This window comes from Achromobacter sp. JCM 18799 (assembly GCF_055395645.1).
The window spans coordinates 6934697-6954767 of record NZ_AP043866.1 but is presented as its reverse complement, the minus strand read 5'-3'; the positions used below and the strand labels follow the sequence as shown (position 1 = coordinate 6954767).

General features: G+C 67.9%; 14 protein-coding genes. 5 read left to right on the top strand and 9 right to left on the bottom strand.

Annotated features, from left to right (window positions below):
* The first annotated feature begins 5 nt into the window (after window positions 1-5).
* Window positions 6-905, top strand: coding sequence for a lipid A hydroxylase LpxO (gene lpxO / locus ACZ5YA_RS32910; protein ID WP_059380421.1), 900 nt, complete (start codon window positions 6-8; stop codon window positions 903-905).
* A 51-nt stretch (window positions 906-956) separates the two neighbouring features.
* Here lpxO and ACZ5YA_RS32905 read toward each other — a convergent pair whose 3' ends face one another.
* From ACZ5YA_RS32905 to hrpA, 3 genes are all read right to left on the bottom strand, one after another.
* Complete coding sequence (locus ACZ5YA_RS32905) at window positions 957-2252, bottom strand: ABC transporter ATP-binding protein (protein WP_464091759.1); 1296 nt, start codon at window positions 2250-2252, stop codon at window positions 957-959.
* Window positions 2253-2264: 12 nt separating this feature from the next.
* Window positions 2265-3998 carry an ABC transporter permease gene (locus ACZ5YA_RS32900; protein ID WP_059380423.1) on the bottom strand — a complete coding sequence of 578 codons (1734 nt, stop codon included), beginning with the start codon at window positions 3996-3998 and terminating at the stop codon, window positions 2265-2267.
* A gap of 130 nt (window positions 3999-4128) precedes the next feature.
* Window positions 4129-8058 (bottom strand): ATP-dependent RNA helicase HrpA, encoded by a 3930-nt coding sequence (hrpA, locus tag ACZ5YA_RS32895; protein WP_118932246.1) that lies wholly within the window; start codon window positions 8056-8058, stop codon window positions 4129-4131.
* Window positions 8059-8274: 216 nt separating this feature from the next.
* On the opposite strand from hrpA, the gene argA reads away from it, so the two are divergent.
* From argA to ACZ5YA_RS32880, 3 genes are all read left to right on the top strand, one after another.
* Entirely contained in the window at window positions 8275-9633 is a 1359-nt protein-coding gene (argA, locus tag ACZ5YA_RS32890; RefSeq protein ID WP_054451170.1) for an amino-acid N-acetyltransferase, read from the top strand.
* Between the two features lie 96 nt (window positions 9634-9729).
* The gene (locus ACZ5YA_RS32885) at window positions 9730-10002 is read left to right on the top strand and encodes an oxidative damage protection protein (RefSeq protein ID WP_059380425.1); all 273 of its coding nucleotides are present in this window, start codon (window positions 9730-9732) and stop codon (window positions 10000-10002) included.
* A 146-nt stretch (window positions 10003-10148) separates the two neighbouring features.
* Window positions 10149-12089, top strand: a complete 1941-nt coding sequence (locus ACZ5YA_RS32880) for a phosphocholine-specific phospholipase C (protein ID WP_464091758.1) — start codon at window positions 10149-10151, stop codon at window positions 12087-12089.
* A 36-nt stretch (window positions 12090-12125) separates the two neighbouring features.
* On the opposite strand, the gene phoU is transcribed toward ACZ5YA_RS32880, so the two are convergent.
* The 5 genes from phoU to ACZ5YA_RS32855 all read right to left on the bottom strand — a co-directional run bounded on the left by phoU (window position 12126) and on the right by ACZ5YA_RS32855 (window position 18478).
* Window positions 12126-12845, bottom strand: coding sequence for a phosphate signaling complex protein PhoU (gene phoU, locus ACZ5YA_RS32875; protein WP_054451167.1), 720 nt, complete (start codon window positions 12843-12845; stop codon window positions 12126-12128).
* Between the two features lie 173 nt (window positions 12846-13018).
* Window positions 13019-13699, bottom strand: a complete 681-nt coding sequence (rpiA, locus tag ACZ5YA_RS32870) for a ribose-5-phosphate isomerase RpiA (RefSeq protein WP_059380427.1) — start codon at window positions 13697-13699, stop codon at window positions 13019-13021.
* 37 nt (window positions 13700-13736) lie between these two features.
* Window positions 13737-15398 (bottom strand): isovaleryl-CoA dehydrogenase, encoded by a 1662-nt coding sequence (locus tag ACZ5YA_RS32865; RefSeq protein ID WP_464091757.1) that lies wholly within the window; start codon window positions 15396-15398, stop codon window positions 13737-13739.
* Between the two features lie 64 nt (window positions 15399-15462).
* Window positions 15463-16992, bottom strand: a complete 1530-nt coding sequence (locus ACZ5YA_RS32860) for an amidase (RefSeq protein ID WP_306633440.1) — start codon at window positions 16990-16992, stop codon at window positions 15463-15465.
* Window positions 16993-17098: 106 nt separating this feature from the next.
* Complete coding sequence (locus ACZ5YA_RS32855) at window positions 17099-18478, bottom strand: DNA recombination protein RmuC (protein WP_059380430.1); 1380 nt, start codon at window positions 18476-18478, stop codon at window positions 17099-17101.
* Between the two features lie 131 nt (window positions 18479-18609).
* On the opposite strand from ACZ5YA_RS32855, the gene ACZ5YA_RS32850 reads away from it, so the two are divergent.
* Window positions 18610-19308: a PhoP regulatory network YrbL family protein gene (locus ACZ5YA_RS32850; RefSeq protein WP_118932242.1), complete on the top strand. Its 699-nt coding sequence runs from the start codon at window positions 18610-18612 to the stop codon at window positions 19306-19308.
* Window positions 19309-19348: 40 nt separating this feature from the next.
* Here the strand turns inward: ACZ5YA_RS32850 and ACZ5YA_RS32845 are convergent, their stop codons facing one another.
* On the bottom strand, window positions 19349-20062 hold the full coding sequence (locus ACZ5YA_RS32845) for a DNA-3-methyladenine glycosylase (RefSeq protein ID WP_464092885.1): 714 nt from the start codon (window positions 20060-20062) through the stop codon (window positions 19349-19351).
* Between the last annotated feature and the right edge of the window lie 9 nt (window positions 20063-20071).

Genomic DNA, 20071 nt, shown 5'->3' with positions numbered 1-20071 from the left:
CACCTATGAAATGGCTAATTCCCGGGATCTGGCTGAGCGCCATCCTGTTTGCGCACTTCCGCGGCCGCGTCAAGCTGCCGCTGGGCCGCCAATTGCTGGACCATTCAGTGCTGCTCGCCCCCGTCAACGCCTTCATGGTGCTGACCTCGCGGGTTCCGACCACGCCCTACCTGACGACCAGCGAAATCGCCGAACTCAAGGTGCTGGACGACAACTGGGAGACGATCCGCGAAGAGGCGATGCAGATGGCCGAGCTGCGCCGCATCAAGGCCGCCGACACCCATAACGACATCGGCTTCAATTCCTTCTTCAAGTACGGCTGGAAGCGTTTCTACCTGAAGTGGTATGACGCGCGCCACCCGTCCGCCGAGGAACTCTGCCCCAAGACCGTCGCCATCCTGAAGACCCTGCCCAAGGTCAAGGCCGCGATGTTCGCCGAACTCCCGCCCGGCGGCCAGCTGAACCCCCACCGCGACCCGTTCGCCGGGTCGCTGCGCTACCACCTGGGCCTGGTCACCCCCAACGATGACGGCTGCCACATCATCGTCGACGGCGAACACTACAGCTGGCGCGACGGCGAAAGCGTGGTGTTCGACGAAACCTACGTGCACGAAGCCTACAACCACACCGACCAGAACCGCATCATCCTGTTCTGCGACGTGGAGCGCCCGCTGAAGTGGCGCTGGGCCGAAGCCTTCAACCGCTGGTTCGGCCGCGTCGTGATGTCCGCCGCCAGTTCGCCCAACGACGGCGGCGACCAGACCGGCGCGATCAACAAGCTGACCCACGCCCACTGGGTCATCGACCAGAAGCGCAAGGCCTTCAAGGCCTGGAACCGCAAGGTCTACAAGGCCACCAAGTACGGCCTGATCATTCTGGTCGTCGCGGGATTCCTGGCCCTGTAGCCAACGGCGCCCGGCAGGCCCGGGCGCCCTGCTTTCTTGCGCGGCGGCCCCTCAGACGGGGTCGGGCGCGGGCAGCGTCAGCAGCCCGGTATGGTAGTCATAGCCATAGATCTCGCCGTAGCGCCCCCACTCCACCGCGATCTTCAGCACCCGTTCCGCCTCGTCGGGCTTGAGGAATTCTTCCAGCGAGTCCAGGAAGTCTTTTTCGGGCAGCGCGCCGGTGGGCTCCTGTTCCAGGCTGTGGCGGATATGCGCGGCCAACGGCACGTGCGCCAGCAGCTGGCGCCCGAAAATCGCTTGCTTCTGGGCCTGCTCGGCCAGCACGTAGCGCTGGCCCAGCGGCGTCAGGAAGATGTCGCCGCGGTCGATCCGGGCTAAACCGAACAGGCCCAGCGCTTCGCAGGCCGGCAGCAGGTCGTCGTCCGAGATCTCGGCCTCCTCGGCCAGCTTGGGCAGGTCGGCCCGGCCGTTGAACGGCGCTTCCGCCAACACGTCCAGCACGCCTTCCATGCGCTCGACTTCGGTTTGCGGGAAACGGTAGCCCAGACCTTGCTGCAAGGGCGTCGGCACGTCGTGCGCGGGCCGCATGGTCATCAGCGCATAGACCTCGTCGATCAGCGCGCGCACCGGCGCCGAATCCACGTCGCGCGGCCGCGGCAGGCCCACCATGACCTGGCTGCGGATACGTCCCGGGTCGCTGGAAAACACGATGATGCGGTCGGCCATCATCACGGCTTCCTCGATGTTGTGCGACACGATCAGGATGCCCTTGGTGGAAATGCGGCTTTCCTCCCACAACTCCAGCATGTCGTCGCGCAGCGTCTCGCCGGTCAGGACGTCCAGCGCCGAGAATGCCTCGTCCATCAGCAGCACGTCGGGATTCATGACCAGGGCGCGGGCGATGCCGACCCGCTGCCGCATGCCGCCGGAAAGCTCGCGCGGCAGGGCGCCGCCGAAACCGCCCAGGCCCATCAGGTCCAGTACCGCGTCCGCGCGCCTGGCGCGCTCGGCCGGCGCCACGCCCTGCGCCTCCAGGCCCAGCTCGACGTTCTGCTGCGCGGTCAGCCAGGGAAACAGCGCGAACGACTGGAACACCATGGCGATGCCCGAGGCCGGGCCGTACACCGGCTGGCCGCGGTAGGTGACCGTGCCCTGGTCGGCGTTGACCAGGCCCGCCATGATGCGCAGCAGGGTGGACTTGCCCGAACCGGACTTGCCCAGCAGGGCGACGATTTCGCCCTCATTCAGCGTGAAGTCCACGTGTTCCAGCACATGCCGCTGGGTGCCGTCGGCGGCCCGGAAGGACTTGCCGACGTCATGCAGATCGATCAGGGAAATGGGATCCATGACGAGAGACTCCTAGCGGCCGCGGTCTTCGGCCAGCAAATACAGTTTGCGCCAGAAAAAGCGGTTCAACAGCATCACGAAAATGCTCATGACGCCGATGCCCAGCGCGATGCGGTGGAAATCGCCCAGCTCCGTCATCTGTTTGATGTAGCTGCCCAGGCCATCCGCGACCAGCGAGGTATTGCCCCAGGTCACGTACTCGGCCACGATGCTGGCGTTCCAGGAGCCGCCGCTGGCGGTGATGGCTCCCGTGATGAAGCTGGGAAAGACCGCGGGCAGGTAGACCCGGCGCCACAGCAGCCAGCCCTTGAGCCCCAGGTTGCCCGCCGCCAACCGCAGTTCGTTGGGGATAGTCGAGGCCCCGGCCACCACATTGAACAGGATGTACCACTGGGTGCCGAAGATGATCAGCGGACTCAGCCAGATGTTGGGGTTGAGCTTCAACGCCACCATCACGAACACCACCGCCGGAAACAGCAGGTTCACCGGAAAGGCGGCCAGGAACTGCGCCACCGCCTGGACCCGCTGCGAGTATTTGGGCCGCAGCCCGATCCAGACGGCGATCGGCACCCAGACCGCCGAGGCCAGCGTGATCAGCAGCATGACGCGCACCAGGGTGATGCCTCCCAGCCCGAGCACGTGCAGCACTTCGCCCCAACCCACGTCCTCGTGGACGAAGCGCACCAGTTTGTACGTGGCCAGCAGCGCGCCGGCCGCCAGCAGCGCATCCCAGGCCCGCGTCCAGCGCGGATCGGGCGTCTTGGCGCGGGCGCGGATCGAGGTGCCGTCGTACGGCACGCTGAACCAGCCCAGCGCGCGCCGCATGCGCGCCCAGAAGGCGTTGGACAGCGCCTTCATCCAGCGGCTACGGCGGGTCCAGTCCAGCAGCCAGGACTGCTGGGCGGCATCGCCCTGCGACTCCTCGAAGCGGAACTTGTCGGCCCAGGCCAGCAGCGGCCGGAAGAACAGCTGGTCGTACAGCAGGATGCCCGCCATCATGGCGCCGATGGCCCAGGCGATGGCGCGGCCGTTTTCCGCGTCGATCGCCACCGCGATATAGGAGCCGATACCGGGCAGCTTGATGTCCTGCCCCGCCACCGAAATGGCCTCGGCGGCAACCAGGAAGAACCAGCCGCCGGACATCGACATCATCATGTTCCAAAGCAGGCCGGGCGTGGCGTATGGCAGCTCCAGCCGCCAGAACCGCTGCCAGCCGGACAAGCGGAAAATGCGCGCCGCCTCGCTCAACTCGGAGGGCACCGTGCGCATGGATTGGTACAGGCTGAACGCCATGTTCCAGGCCTGGGAGGTGAAGATGGCAAAGATGGCCGCGCATTCGACCCCAAGCAGATTGCCCGGGAACAGGGCGATGAACGGCGCGATCGCGATGGCCTGGAAGCCCAGGATGGGGACGGATTGCAGTATGTCCAGCATCGGAATCATCGCCTTCTCCGCCGCCCGGTACTTGGCGGCGATGGCGGCGAAGACGAAGCTGAACAGCAGCGAGAAGGCCAGCGCCGTGAACATCCGCAGGATGGTGCGCAACAGGTAATACGGCAGGTAGACCGGGTCCAGCGAGATCGGGAGATCTTCCCCGACGGCGAAGGGGCGGCTCATCTGGGAGGCGCCATAGGCCATCAGCGCCAGCACGGCCAGCACCAGGGGCAGCAAAGCCCAGTCCCAGCGGTTCGGGGTCGACCGGGACGACGCGCCCGGGCGGGTACGCGTGCTGAAGAGCTCGAACATGGCGGCTATGCTCCTGGGAGCGGCGAGGGAAGGCCCGCGCATTGAAGCATAACCAGATGACGCGTCTCTGAACGGAAAACGACCTGAAATCTTGCAGTAATACGGGACGGCTCGCGCCGTCCCGCCGCGGTCAACGCTTCAGGGATTCCCAGCTTTTCATCAGCCGCTTCACCGAGACCGGCATGGGCGTGCGCAGCTCCTGCGCGAACAGCGCCACGCGCAGTTCCTCCAGCAGCCAGCGGAACTCGTCCAGGCGGGGGTCGGGCGCCCCCTTCAGCGCGGATCTGGCCCGCTGGTACTGCGTCAGCAGCGGCGCCATCTCGGCCACCAGCTTGGCGTCGCGCGCCGGATCGGCGCGCAGCTTGTCGATGCGCGCCAGCACCGCCTTCAGGTAGCGCGGGAAATGCGCCAGCTGGGCGTACGGGGTGTCGCGGATGAACCACTTCGGCATCAGCGCCCCCAACTGGGCCTGCAGGTCCGCATAGGCCGAAGCGTGCGGCTTGGCCTGCGGCAGCTTGCGCTGCACCGCGGCCCACTCCGTCAGCACCGCACCCGCCAAGCGCGCCACTTCCTGCGCCAGGAGGCCCAGCCGGCCCTTGCCCTCGGCCCGCCGGGCTTCGAACTGCTGCTCGTTGACCGGCCAGGGGTCGGCCAGGCAGGCCTGCCCCAGCGCGCAATCGATGATCTGGTCGCGCAGCTCTTCCTGCGTCCCCAGCGTCATGTAGAGCATGCTGATCTTGGTCAGGTCCGCCAGGTTCTTTTCCAGGAATTTCACCTGTTCGCGCAGCCCCAGCCGGAACAGCCTGAGCAAGCCCGCGCGATGGTGCTTGCGCGCTTCGTCCGGATCGTCGAACACGTCCAGGTCGCAATGCGCGCCGCGGTCCACCAGCGCCGGATAGCCGATCACCGACTGCCCGCGCCGCTTGATCTCCATGATCTCCGGCAAGGGGCCGAAAGACCAGGCAGTCAGGTTCTCGTGCGCCAGCGCCTGGGCCACTTGGGTGTCGCTGGCCGCCAACTGCTGGAACGTGGCCTGCGCCTGCTTGCCGAATTCGGCGCGCAGCTGCGCCAGGTTGCGTCCCGCCGCCAGCATGCGGCCGTGCTCGTCCACTACCCGGAAATTCATGAACAGGTGGGCTGGCAGGGTCTCCAGCTTGAAGTCCGCCGCGGCGGGGCGGATCTGCACCTGGTCCCACATGTCGGCGATGATCGCCTCCACCAGCCCCTGCTGGGGATCGGCCTGGCGTTCGAACCAGCGGTCGTAGAAGCCCGCGGCGTAATCCGGCAGCGGCACGCAATGGCGGCGCAGCTTCTGCGGCAGCGACTTCAAGAGCAGGTGCACCTTTTCCTTGAGCATGCCGGGCACCAGCCATTCGCAGCGCGCCGGATCGATCTGATTGAGCGCGAACAGCGGCACCGACAGGGTCACGCCGTCGCGCGGCGAACCCGGTTCGAAGTGGTAATCCAGCGCCATCGACACGCCCTGCCATTCCACCTTCTTGGGGAAGACGTCGGTCGTGACGCCCGCGGCTTCGTGGCGCATCAGCTCGTCGCGCGTCAGCAGCAGCTTGGCGGCGGCCGCCTTGTCCAGCCCCGACACCCACTTTTCCAGCGTCGCCGTCTGCGAAATGTCGGCCGGCAGCTGGCGGTCGTAGAAGGCGTGGATCAGCTCGTCGTCGACCAGAATGTCCGGGCGGCGGGTCTGATGTTCCAGCTTTTCGATGCCCGCGATCAGCTTGCGGTTGTGCGCCACGAAAGCCAGCCGCGTGTCGATCTCGCCCGGCACCAAAGCCTGGCGGATGAACAGCTCGCGCGCCTGGGTCGGATTGACCCGGCCGTACTGAATGCGCCGGCCGGTGTAAATGGTCAGCCCGTACAGCGTGGCCCGTTCATTGGCCACCACTTGCCCGGCCTTCTTTTCCCATCGCGGATCGGACCAGTTCTTGCGGATCAGATGCGCGCCGACCTTTTCCAGCCACACCGGATCGATGCGCGCCACGCAGCGCGCGTACAGGCGGGTGGTCTCGACCAGTTCGGCCGCCACGATCCAGCGCCCCGCCTTTTTCACCAGCCGCGAACCCGGGTGGATATGGAAACGGATCTCGCGCGCGCCCTGGTAGTGGCCGCCTTCGTCGCTCTTGAAGCCGATATTGCCCAACAGGCCCGACAGCAGCGCCATGTGCAACTGCTCGTAGGTGGCCTCGGTCTGGTTCAGGCGCCAGCCCTGCTCACCGACCAGCGCGGCCAGCTGGGTGTGCACGTCGTGCCATTCGCGCAGCCGGATCGGCGACAGGAAATTCTGGCGCAGCAGGGCCACCAGCTTGCGCTGCGAGGCCTTGTGCTGCACCTGCTCGCCATACCAGCGCCACAGCTTCAGGAAGGAGATGAACTCGGACTTGTCGTCGGCGAACTTGGCGTGCGCCGCCTCGGCGGCCTCGCGCTCCTGCATGGGCCGGTCGCGCGCGTCCTGCACCGACAGGGCCGAGGCAATGATCAGCATCTCGGCCAGGCACTGGTGTTCACGCGCGGCCAGGATCATGCGGCCGATGCGCGGGTCCACCGGCAGCTTGGCCAGTTCGTGGCCCGTGCGCGTCAGCACGAAGGACGAGCCGGTGCGCGAAGCATCCGTGTCGTCGTCCGAGGCCGACGCCAGTTCGATCGCGCCCAGCTCCTGCAGCAGGTGGTAGCCGTCGGCCACCGCGCGGCCGGGCGGCGCCTCGACGAAGGGGAACTGCTCGATGTCGTCCAGCTTCAGCGACTTCATCCGCAGGATGACCGAGGCCAGCGACGAGCGCAGCACTTCCGGATCCGTGAACGGCGCCCGGTTGTTGAAGTCCAGCTCGTCGTAGAGCCGGATGCAGACGCCCGGCCCCACCCGGCCGCAACGGCCGGCGCGCTGGTTGGCCGAGGCGCGGCTGATCGGCTCGATGCGCAGCTGCTCGACCTTGTTGCGCCAGGAATAGCGCTTGATGCGCGCCAGCCCGCTGTCGACCACGAAGCGGATGCCCGGCACGGTCAGCGAGGTTTCCGCCACGTTGGTGGCCAGCACGATGCGCCGCGCATTGGTGCGCGGATGAAAGATCTGCTCCTGCTCGGCCTGCGACAGGCGCGCGTACAGCGGCAAGACCTCGGTGCCGGCCGGATGGCGCTTGCGCAGCGCCTCGGCGGATTCGCGGATCTCGCGCTCGCCGGGCAAGAACACCAGCACATCACCGGGGCCGTGCCGCGCGCATTCGTCCACGGCGTCCACGATGGCGTCGATCAGGTCGCGCTCTTCGTCGCCGGACATGCGCTCGCGGTCGCGGCCGGGCTTGGCCGGCGCGGCTTCGTCTTCCGCCAGTTCCTCGCGCACGGGGCGGTAGCGGACCTCGACGGGATACAGCCGGCCGGACACCTCGATGACGGGCGCCAGCTTGTCCTCGGACGCGGCAAAGTGCCGGGCGAAGCGCTCGGCGTCGATGGTGGCCGAGGTGATGATGATTTTCAGATCCGGGCGGCGCGGCAGCAGCTGCTTCAGGTAGCCCAGCAGGAAATCGATGTTCAGGCTGCGCTCGTGCGCCTCGTCGATGATGATGGTGTCGTAGCGGCGCAAGAGCGGATCGCGCTGCGACTCGGCCAGCAGGATGCCGTCCGTCATCAGCTTGATGGACGCGTTGGGGCCGGTGCGGTCGTTGAAGCGCACCTGGTAGCCCACCACCTCGCCCATGGGCGTGTTCAGCTCTTCCGCGATGCGCTTGGCCACCGAGGTCGCGGCCAAGCGGCGCGGCTGGGTGTGGCCGATCATCTTCTGGCGGCCGCGGCCCAGTTCCAGGCAGATCTTGGGCAGCTGGGTGGTCTTGCCCGAGCCGGTTTCGCCGCTGACGATCACCACCTGGTGGCTGGCGATGGCGCGCGCGATCTCCTGGCGCCGCGCACTGACGGGCAGGTCTTCGGGGTAGGTGACCACGGGTATGGGCCGCTCGGGACGCGGCGCGCGGCGCGCGTTCTGCGCGTCCGCCGCTGCCGCTGGAGCCGCCGCGTCCGCGGCCTTGGGCGCACGCGGGCTGGAGGATTCAGGCATGTACGATTAGTCCGGTTAGCCCGGCATTATAAATTTCCGCGGCTCTCCTGCTGGCGCCGCGGGCGCAAACCGGAAAATCCGGCACCAAATTGGCACTCTTTTCCGCCTGCGCCGGGGCGCGACGGTCATATAATTTCGCCACGCCGTCGCCCGACGGCGCTATGGCGCGGCACTGCGCCGCGTTTTTGCTTACTCTCAGGAATCCTTCCACCCATCATGCCCGACCTGGAACCAGACACCGTCTCCGCCCTCGAAGCCCCAGAATTCGCACCCGCCCAGTTCGTCCGATGGTTCCGAGAAGTGGCGCCTTATGTGCATGCGTTCCGAGGCAAGACGTTCGTGGTGGCGTTCGGCGGTGAACTGGTGCAGGCCGGCGCGCTGAACGCGCTGGTGCAAGACCTGTCGCTGCTGTCCTCGCTGGGCATCCGCCTGGTGCTGGTGCACGGCTCGCGTCCGCAGGTCAATGAGCAGCTGCGCCTGAAGGGCTTTACCCAGCAATTCGACCGCGGCCTGTCGCCCACCGACGCCGCCGCGCTGGAATGCGCCAAGGAAGCCGCCGGCGAGATCCGCCTGGACATCGAGGCCGCCTTCAGCCAGGGGCTGCCCAACACGCCCATGTCGCACGCCCATATCCGCGTGATCTCCGGCAACTTCGTCACCGCCCGCCCGACCGGCGTGCTGGACGGGGTGGACTACAAGCACACCGGCCAGGTGCGCAAGATCGACATCGACGCGCTCAAGTTCGCCATCGAGAAGGGCTCGTCCGTGGTGCTGCTGTCGCCGCTCGGCTTCTCGCCCACCGGCGACGCCTTCAACCTGGCCATGGAAGACCTGGCCACCAGCGTCGCCGTGGCGCTGCGCGCTGAAAAACTGATCTTCCTGTCCAGCTCGCAGGGCGTGCTGAACGACGACGGCACGCTGGACACCGAACTGGCCCGCGTGGATGCCGACGCGCTGCTGGCCGGCGGCGAACTCGACGAAGAGACCCACGCCTTCCTGCAGTACGCCTCGCTGGCGGTCAAACGCGGCGTGGCCCGCGCCCACCTGCTGCCGTTCGCCCTGGACGGCAGCGTGCTGCTGGAAATCTTCACCCACGACGGCGTGGGCACCATGGTGGTGGAAGACACGCTGGACGATCTGCGCGCCGCCACCATCGACGACGTGGGCGCCATCCTCAGCCTGATCGAACCGCTGGAAGCGGACGGCACCCTGGTGCCGCGCCCGCGCAGCGTGGTCGAGCGCGACGTGGAAAACTTCACCGTGCTGGAGCACGACGGCGTCATCTACGGCTGCGCGGCCCTGCACAGTTTCCCCGAAGAACAGATGGCCGAAATGGCCTGCCTGATCGTGCATCCGGAATGGCAAGGTTCGGGCGAAGGCGAGATCCTGCTGCGCCACATGGAATCGCGCGCGCGCGCCGTCGGCGCCAAGCGCCTGTTCGTGCTGACGACGCGGACCTCGCACTGGTTCATGAAGCGCGGTTTCGTGCAGGGCGGCATCGCCGACCTGCCGCGCGAAAAGCAGCACAATTACAACCGTTCACGCAACAGCCTGGTCTTCATCAAGAAGCTGTAACAACCGGGCTACCCGCAGGGTCCGCAGGGCTTAGTCGCCGTCACGGCGCCAAGCCCGTTAAAATGCGGGATTACTCATTTCTTCCGGCAGCGAACCATGGCCCGTATCGTCAACTGTGTAAAACTGAAGCGTGAAGCCGAAGGGCTGGATTTCCCCCCCTACCCCGGCGAACTCGGCACCAAGATCTGGCAGAGCATTTCCAAGGAAGCTTGGGAAGAATGGAAGGGCATCCAAACGCGCCTGGTCAATGAAAACCGCCTGAACCTGGCGGACGCCCGTGCGCGCAAGTACCTGAAAGAACAGATGGAGCGCTTCCTGTTCGAAGACGGCGCCGTCGAAGCCCAGGGTTACGTTCCGCCCTCGGCCTGATCCGGTCGCGCCCTTTCCGGCCGCCACCAGATGGCGGCCGACCCGATACAGCCCCTCGCCCGCGAGGGGCTGTTCATTTCCGGCGCCAGCGTCCGCCTTGGCGCCGGCCTTAAGATTCAAGTATTGCTGGCCGTATCATCGCTGTCATGAAAGAAGAATCGCGCCTGTCCCCCTCCTCGCCCATCGAACGCGCGCTCGGCATCGCGCCCGACCGCCGCACGGGTACGCTGCAGGACGTGCAGCACGTGGTGATCCTGATGCAGGAAAACCGGTCCTTCGACCATTATTTCGGCACCTTGCCGGGCGTGCGCGGGTTCGCCGATCCGCATCCCGCGCCCACGCTGGCGGGCGACGTGCTGACGCAGGCCGACGGCGCGGCCCGGGTCCGTCCCTATGCGCTGCAAGCGGAATACGCCAGCGATGCGCGGGTGGGCTACATCACGCCGCATACCTGGGACGACGCGCAGCGCGCCTGGAACGACGGCCGCATGGATCAATGGCTGCCCGCCAAGAGCCGGCTCGGCATGGGCGCCTATCGCGGCGCGGAAATACCGTTCCAGACCGCGCTGGCAAACGCCTTCACCCTGTGCGACGCGTATCACTGCTCGATCCACGCAGGCACCAATCCCAACCGCCTGTTCCTGTGGACCGGCACCAATGATCCGCAAGGCCAGGCCGGCGGCCCGGCCCTGGTCAACACCTACGACCGCCTGGGACCGGCCGGCGAAGGCTACGCCTGGACCACCTACCCCGAACGCCTGCAGCATGCCGGCGTGGACTGGCGCATCTACCAGGACATGGCGGACAACTACCACGACAATCCGCTGGCCGGCTTCCAGCAATACCGCCGGCAGCATGCCGACGCCACCGGCGACGCGCCCTTGCGCGACCGCGGCCTGTCGACCTGCACGCTGGACGAGCTGGCGCGCGACGTCGCCCGCGGCACGCTGCCGCAGGTGTCGTGGATCATCGCGCCCACGGCCGACTCCGAGCATCCCGAGGTCTCCTCCCCCGTGCGGGGCGGCGCCTACACGGAACGCGTGCTGGAGATCCTGACGCGCAATCCGGAGGTATGGAGCCGCTGCGTGTTCTTCGTCACGTACGACGAGAACGACTGCTTCTTCGACCACATGCCGCCGCCCGCGCCGCCCGCCCGCGCGCCCGACGGCCAGTCGGGCGGCCTGTCCACGGTCGAGCTGGACGGCGAATACCACGATACTCGCCACGGCCCCAGCGCCGCCACGCCTGACGACCCTGCCGGCCTGCACGGCCGCGGGTTCGGCTTGGGGCCGCGCGTGCCGATGCTGGTGGTATCGCCCTGGAGCCGCGGCGGCTGGGTCAATTCCCAGGTGTTCGACCACACTTCGGTGATCCGTTTCCTGGAAGCGCGCTTCGGCGTGCTTGAACCCAACATCAGCGCATGGCGGCGCGAGATCGCCGGCGACCTGACTTCGGCCTTCGACTTCACTGCCGCCCGCGGTGCGCACGCCGAAGGCCGGCGCCAGGCTTGCGCCCTGCCCTATGCGCTGGACGTGCAGGGGCGCATGGCCGCCGACGGTGGGCATTACCGGCTGACCCTGCGCAACCCCGGCGCCGCGGGCGCTGTGCTGCATGTCTACGACCACCATGCGCTGGAACACGCGCCGCGCCGCTACACCGTGAGCGCGGGCGCGCGGCTGGACGACGGCTGGCGCCTGCACGCAGGCGGCGCCTATGACTTGTGGCTGTTGGGCCCCGACGGTCTGCACCGGCGGTTCCGCGGCGATGCGCGCGATGCCGGAACGCTGGAAGCGCAAGTGGCGGCGACGGCGACGGGCCTGAGCCTGCGCCTCGTCAATCGTGCGGGAATACCGCAGCCAGTGAAAGTGGAGTCGCGCATGGGCGACGGCTGGTGCGCCATGGCGCACGTGCAGGCGGACGGCTCGCTGGAGCTTGCCTATGGCGGTTGCCAGGGATGGTACGACCTGGAGATCAGCGCGCCCGCCATGCCGGCCTTCGGCCGCAGGCTGGCGGGCCGCATCGACGCCGGCAAAGCCGGCGTGCCGGACCCGCGGCTGGAAGCAGGGGCGTCGCTGCCCCTGGAATGAGGCCTGGCGACCGAGGGGCCGCCGGGCATCCGGTAGTTACTCTTCCGTGTCTTCTTCTTCGCCGCGCGCCAGGCGCTCGGTGTTCTTCACGCCGGTGTGGCGCACGTCGGCGCCCTTGACCATGTAGATCACGCGCTCGGACATGTTCTTGGCATGGTCGCCGATGCGCTCCAGCGCGCGGGCGATGAAGATCATGTCGATGGCGCGCGAAATGGTGCGCGGATCTTCGATCATGTAAGTGATCAGGTGGCGCAGCGCGCCCTTCCATTCCTTGTCCACTTCCTTGTCGCTGCGCACCACGGCGGCGGCCTGGATGGGGTCAAGGCGGGCGAACGCGTCCAGCGCCTGATGCAGCATGGTGCGCACATTGGCGGCCATGTGGCGCAGTTCGATCACCGGGATATGGCGCAGTTCGGCTTCATGGATGCGGCGCGCGACGGTGGCGACCTTCTCGGCCTCATCGCCCGAACGCTCCATGTCGGTCAGCATCTTGGACACGGCCATCAGCATGCGCAGGTCGATGGCGGTAGGCTGGTGGCGCGCCAGGATGCGGCTGATGCTCTCGTCGATTTCGACTTCGTGGCGGTTGACTTCCTTTTCCCGCTCACGGACTTTCTCGACCAGCGAAATGTCGCCGCTGGCGAGCGCGTCGATGGCCTCCTGGATCATGGCTTCCACCAGGCCGCCCATTTGCAGGAACTGCGAACGGACACTTTCCAGGTCCGCATCGAACTGCTTGTTTGTATGCTCCGACATCCGGGCTCCCTGCGTGTTTGGTCTCATTGCACTGCCCTGAAAAAAGGATATTACGAGTTGGGCCTGCACAACCCGCAAGGTTATGACCCAAGTGTGACAGGATTATGAACACGGACCCCGGCCGCCACAAGGCGGGCCGGCCGGGGCGACGCCGGGAGGCGTCGGCAGCGGACTCAGGCGCGGCGGTCCAGGCGGCGGATGCCGTTTTGCGTGGCCAGCAGGGCCACGTCGGCGCCCGCGATCGCGAACAGGCCGCAGGTCACCACGCCCGCCAGATTGTTGACCCGGGCTTCCAGGCCCGGCGCGTCGGTGATGGACAGGCCGGACACGTCCAGGATGACGTTGCCGTTATCGGTGACGAATCCCTCGCGCAGCTTGGGCTGGCCGCCCAGCGCCGCCAGGGCGCGCGCCACGGATGCGCGCGCCATCGGGATGACTTCGACAGGCAGCGGGAACTTGCCCATGGTCTGCACCAGCTTGGACTCGTCGGCGATGCAGATGAAGCGCTCGGCCACCGAAGCCACGATCTTCTCGCGCGTCAGCGCGCCGCCGCCGCCCTTGATCATGTGCAAGTTGGCGTCGATCTCGTCGGCGCCGTCCACGTAGATCGGCATGCTGGTGATGTCGTTCAGGTCCAGCACCTTCAGCCCGTGTCCGGCAAGCCGGGCGGCGCTGCGCTCGGAACTGGCCACCGTGCCGCCGATCCGGCCCTTGAAACGGGCCAGGCCGTCGATGAAAAGATCAGCCGTGGAGCCCGTGCCTACGCCGATGATAGCGTCGGGTCCTGCGACCTGTTCAACGAATTCCAGGGCCGCGTCTGCGGCTTGCTGCTTGAGTTCTTGCTGGGAAAGCATGGCGAGAAATGCGGGAAGGTTTGTCGAGCCAGGAAATTTAGCACGCGGCGGCGGGCCACGCCCGCGCCAGGATGGCCTGCGCATCCGCGCCCGCGGCCAGTTCGCCAAACACGCCGCCACCCGCGATCAGGCGGCTGGCGACGAAAGCCTGCGCCACCGGCGCGGGCGCATGCTGGATCAGCAAGGCAGCCTGCCACAGCCGCGCCAGGCCGGCGGCGATGCGGCGCGCCTGGAACTCGGCCTGGGCGCCGTCGGCCAGCAGGGTCCGCCAGCGCGCCAGCGCGTCGTCGAAATCCTGGTACTGGCCCGCCGCCTGCGCGAACTCGCGCTCCAGCGCGGGCAGCGCCCCGGCCTCGCGCTGCAAGGCGCGCAACACGTCCAGCGCCATGACGTTGCCGGATCCCTCCCAGATGGAGTTGACCGGCGTTTCGCGGTAAAGCCGGGGCATGGGGCCGTCGTCCACGTAGCCGTTGCCGCCCCAGACCTCCATGCACTCGGCCACCGCGGCGATGGCGCGCTTGCAGACCCAAAGCTTGGCGGCGGGAGTACCCACGCGGACCAGGGCGCGCGCCTCGGCGTCGGCGCGCTCGTCCACGGCGCGCGCCAACCGCAGCCCCAGCATCATGGCCGCCTCGCTTTCAAGCGCCAGGTCGGCCAGCACGTTGCGCATCAGCGGCTGCCCGATCAGGGGCTTGCCGAAGGCGTGGCGATGGCGCGCATGATGCGCCGACTGCACCAGCGCCTGCCGCAGCAGCGCCGCGCTGCCCAGCACGCAATCCAGCCGGGTGGTGGCGGCCATCTCCAGCAACACGGCCAGGCCGCGGCCCGGTTCGCCCACCATGACGCCCCAGGCATCCTCGAATTCGACCTCGGCGCTGGCGTTGCTGCGATTGCCGAGCTTGTCCTTCAGCCGGCGCACGCGCACGGCATTGCGCGGCCCGTCCGGTATCCAGCGCGGCACGAAAAAGCAGCTGAGCCCTTCGTCGGTCTGCGCCAGCACCAGATGCGCGTCGGCCTGCGGCACCGAGAAAAACCATTTATGGCCGACCAGTAAATAAGCGCGGCCGCGGCCGGGCGCGCCCAGCGACGTGGCGCGCGTGGTGACGGCGCGCAGGTCAGAACCGCCTTGTTTTTCGGTCAGGCCCATGCCTATCAGGGCCGAGCGCTTGGCGGCCAGCGGCGCGTCGGCGCCGTCGAACTCGCGGGAATACAAGGCGTTCAGCCACTGCCCGCCAAAGTCCACGACGCCCGCAGGCTCGCGCTGCAACAGCGGCACGGCGGCAAAAGTCATGGTGGTGGGACACAAGCTGCCCGCCTCGACCTGCCCCTGCATGACATAGGCCGCGGCCCGCGCCACCTGCGCGCCCGGCTCGGGTTGGGCCCAGGCGCGGCTGTGCAGGCCGCGCGCCATGATGCCGCCCATCAACAGATTCCAGGACGGATGGAACTCGACGCGGTCGATGCGATGGCCGCCGCGGTCGTAGCTGACCAGGCGCGGCGTGCAGCGGTTGGCCTGCGCGCCGGCTTCCAGCGTCTGCGCGCGGCCCAGCCAGGCGCCGTGCGCCGCCAGTTCCGGCTCCCAGGCTTGCGCGCCTTCGCGCCGCACCGCCTCGCGCAAGGCCGGATCGGTCTCGTACAAGGAGTAGTCCTCCAGGGGCGGCACCTGGTTGGATATGGTATGCGTCGCGAACGATGACATGGCTGCTCCCTGGATCGGTCCACTGATGCGCCGCCCGCCCGCGGCGCGGTCTGCCCCTTCCGCCCTATCTGGCCATTGGCGCCACCAGGGCCCAGGGCCGCAGCGCTTCGACCTGCGCTGCCAGTTCCAGCAACAGCGCCTCGCTGCCCAGCGGCCCCATCAGCTGGATGCCGATGGGCAGGCCATCGGACGACATGCCGAAGGGGATGGAGATGGCGGGCATGCCCGTCAGATTGGCCAAAGGCGCGAAAGGCGAATAGCCGATGACGCCCTTCTTGCCCAAACGGTAGGCCAGGTAGTCGGCGTTGTCCATGGCGTAGCGGCCAATGGCCGCCGGCGGCTGCGCCAGCACAGGGCTGAGGAACAGGTCATAGCCTTGCGTGCCGTCGCGCTCCAGGAAGCGGCCGACCCGGCGCGTGATCTCGTGGCAGGTATCGACGCAGGCCACGTACTGCGCGCCGGAGATGGCGCGGGCGTACTCGCGCGCGCCCAGCGTGGTCGGCTGCAGTTCGTCGGCGGCCAGGCGGCGGCCGCGCGCGGCCACGAAGGCATCGATGGCGTTGGCCGCCGCGCTCGCGATCAGCGGCAGCATGGGCGACAGCACCTCCTCGGATCCCACCGGCGGCGCGGCAGGCGCCAACTCATGGCCCAGCGAGGCGAAGAGGCGCGCGGCCTCGTCCACGACGGCCGCCACTTCAGGATGGATGGCCTCGCCCTCGTAGGTGGTGTTGACGAAGGCGATGCGGCGCCGCGCAGCCGATTGCGGATCGGCGGCCACGCGCGCCACCACGGCGCGATAGGAATCCGTCGGCAGCGCCGGCGCGGCATATGGCGCGCCCACGTCGGCGCCGGCGCTGATGTCCAGCGACGCGGCGCAGTCGCGCACCGACAGGGTCATCATGTGTTCGGTGGCTAGGCCGCCCCAGCCTTCGCCCTTCAGCGGACCCAGCGGCATCAGGCCGCGCGAAGGTTTCAGGCCCAGCACGCCGCAGCAGGACGAGGGAATGCGGATGGACCCGCCGCCGTCGCTGCCATGGGCGATGCGCACCATGCCGCTGGCCAGCGCGGCGCCCGCTCCGCCGCTGGACCCGCCCGCGCTATGGCCCGCCTTCCAGGGATTCTGCGTGGCCGGTCCGTAGACCGGCGATTCGGTGGTGGGGCTCAGGCCCAGTTCCGCGCTGGTCGTGCGGCCGAACGGAATCAGGCCGGCACGACGGTAGCGCTTGACGATCTCGGCGTCGACGTTCCATTCCACCTGGCCATACAGCACCGACCCCATGGCGCTGGGCAGGCCCAACGCCGCGGTGCCCAGATCCTTGAGCAAGGTGGGCACGCCCAGGAACGGCCGCTTCTGCAATTGCGCCAAGCGCTGTTCCTGCGACAGGCCGCCCAGCTCCTCGTCCAGCGACTGCGCCAGGCGCAGGCCGATTTCCGCCTGCATGCCGCAGGCCGCGTTGATCGAGGGATTGCGGGCCGCCACCCGATCCACCGCCTGCTGCATCGCAGCAAGCGCAGTGGTGGCCCCTTGTGCGATATCGGCGCCCAGCGCCGTCGCGTCCAGGGTGGAGGAATCATGGCGTTCAGCGGTGCTCATGCTTGCAATGCTCCAGGTAGCTGACGGCGGATTGCCGCTAGCGCCAGGATATCGGCAGTCGCAGCGGGCAACAAGCTCACGCCCCTGCGATGCCGCCGCGGCCGGATCAGTTCTGGCCCGCAGCCTGGTCTTCGTCGTCATCCCCGGGGCCGCCCTCGTCCGCCGCGCCCAGCAGCAGCCGGGCGTCGGCTTCGGGGAGCGCCTCGACGGCCTTCAGGTTCTTGAGCATGGCGCGGGTGCGCACTTCCGTCTGCCCGATCTTGTTGCTGGCGGTGTCCAGCGTCTTCTTGACGCTGGCCAGGGATTCGCCGAACTTGCCGAACTCCGTCTTGACCGCGCGCAGCACCTGCCAGACCTCGGACGAGCGCTGTTCGATCGCCAGCGTGCGGAACCCCATCTGCAGGCTGTTCAGCAGCGCCGCCAGGTTGCTGGGACCGGCCACGTTGACGCGCAGGTCATGCAGCTTGTCCAGCAGGCCCGGGCGGCGCAGCACCTCGGCGTACAGGCTTTCGGTGGGCAGGAACATGATGGCGAAGTCGGTGGTGTGCGGCGGCGCGACGTACTTGCCTGCGATCAGGCGCGCCTGCAGCTCGACGGCCCGGCCCAGCGCGGCACCGGCGTTCTTCACGCCTTCGATGTCGGCGGCTTCCTGCGCGTCCATGAGGCGCTCGTACTCTTCCTTGGGGAACTTGGCGTCGATCGGCAGCCAGACGGGTTCGCCGCCATCGCCGCGCCCCGGCAGGCGGATGGCGAACTCCACCACCGCATCGCTGCCCGGCACGGGCTTGATGTTGCTGGCGTACTGGTCCGGCGTCATGTTGTCCTCGATCAGCCTGGCCAGCTGCACCTCGCCCCAGGTGCCGCGCGACTTCACGTTGGTCAGCACCCGCTTCAGGTCGCCCACGCCCGCCGCCAGCGCCTGCATTTCGCCCAGGCCCTTGTGCACGGCCTCCAGGCGGTCCGACACCAGCTTGAAGGACTCGCCCAGGCGCTGCTCCAGCGTGGCGTGGAGTTTTTCATCCACGGTGCGGCGCATTTCGTCGAGCTTGGCGCTGTTGTCGGTTTGCAACGATTGCAGCCGCTGATCCACCGTGGCGCGCACTTCCATCAGGCGCCGCTCGTTGATCTGAATGAGGCCTTGCAGTTGCTCGGAGAAGCCCGCTGCAAAGCGCGTCAGGGATTCCGCCGACTCGGCGCGCGCGGCCTGGGCATCGCGCGACAAGCCGGCGCGCAGGTCGCCATGCGACTGCGACAGCTCCACCCGCAGGGCGCGCGTGGAGTCCGCGAACTCGCTGCGCAGGCCGCGCTGGCCTTCAGCGATGTCGGAGCGCAGCGCGCGCTCGGTGCGTTCCAGGCTTTCCAGCAGCGCATCGAGCCGGGCGTCCTGCGCGGGCGGGCGCAGCCAGGCCAGCAACGCCGCCAGAAAGGCCAGAACGGCGCCGCCTGCGGCGATCCAAAGCAGATGTATGTCGTTCAAAAGATGCATCTCCAAAGCCGGGATTGTAGGATGCGGCCCCCGTCGTTCAGGGTGAATCCCGCTAGGATCGACCACTGCCGGGCAAGTAAAACGGAAACAAGGGATTAAACTTTGGGGCATTCAAACAGGTTTGCTCCCCCTTGACCCCCCCAGATCCCACCCCCTGTCTCGCCGCGGCTTCATTCCAGTCCGTCTTCGGCCCGCTGGACCTGAACGCCGCCACGCCGCTCGCCTCGGGACACGACAGGCACATATTCCAGCACCCCAACATGCCGTCCTTGCTCGTCAAGGTCATGGATATGCGCGCCCGCGCGGTGTACCTGGAATCGCGCCCGTTCAAGCGCTGGTACAAGCAGTACCAGCGTGAAAGCGCGTACCGCGTCTACCTGACCGAAATTTCCGAGTACGTCACCACCACCACCCGCCCCTCCGGCGTCTGGCAGGTGCCAATGGCGCGCATACTCGGCGTGGCCCAAACCACGCTGGGCTTGGGGCTGGTCGTCGAGAAAATCTGCGATACCAACGGCAATATTGCTCCCACCGTGACGGATCTGGCCAAGCAGGGCAAGCTGGACGACGCCCTCAGCGCGCAGCTGGACGAATTCTTCCAGGACTTGGCCGATGCCCACGTGGTCCTGCACGACATCTCCGCCAGCAACATCGCCTGTGGCCTGAATGCCGACGGCAAACAAGGCCTGTACCTGATCGACGGCTTCGGCGGGCTGCCCCTGATTCCGATCTATGCCTGGAGCAAGCGCCTGAACAGCCGGCGCATCCACCGCAAGTACACGCGCATGCGCGCGGCCCTGGCCGAACGCATCGCCACTGGCGGGTTCTGAGGCGCCTTACGCAAGCGCGGCCGGGGCGCGGGCTGGCCGGCTACGCCTGCGGCGCCTGCGGCAACACCACGCCCTGGCGGTCTACCCATACGTAGTCGTGGCCGGCGCGCTGTCCGCGGCGCAAGGGATTGCGCGTGCAGAAGGCCGCATAAGCAGGATCCACAAAACGGTAGTGCAAGTGTTCGTCCCGCCCTAGCGGAATGCCCAGGCGCGTGGTGCAGATCAGGGCCTCGGGCGACTCGCCCACATCCTCCACGTACAGCGCCTGCGGGTCGAAACCGCGTGCATCCCAGTCCGGCACCTTCAGGCCCAACGCCCGGCACAGCAGCGTCTGGCCGGCGCACAGGCCCGAGACCGGCCGCGGCCGCCCCTGTGCATCCGGGTTCAACTGCAGCATGCGGGCCAGCGCCTGCGGACCGGACAGCGCGTCCGTCCAGGGATAGGCGGATTTGATCAGCACGGCGTTGCCCGGCCCGCCGGCGCTGAAGTTCAGCGAATCCCCGCCGCGGGCGTAATACATGTAGACCGTGCCGCCGTCCATGAACAGGGCGCGCCGCTTGTGGGTGTAGCCCAGCGACGCATGGCTGCCCTTCTCTTCCAGGTAATAGGCCTCGGTCTCGATGATGCGGGCCGACAGCCACAGGTCGCCCACGCGGTGGCGGATCACCTTGCCCGGCAACTCGCGCGCCAGCTGCGCGGCGTCGCGGTCGAAGAAGGCGTCGGGCAAGGCCCGGCCGGGCGCGCCCGACGCCAGGCCGGCCTG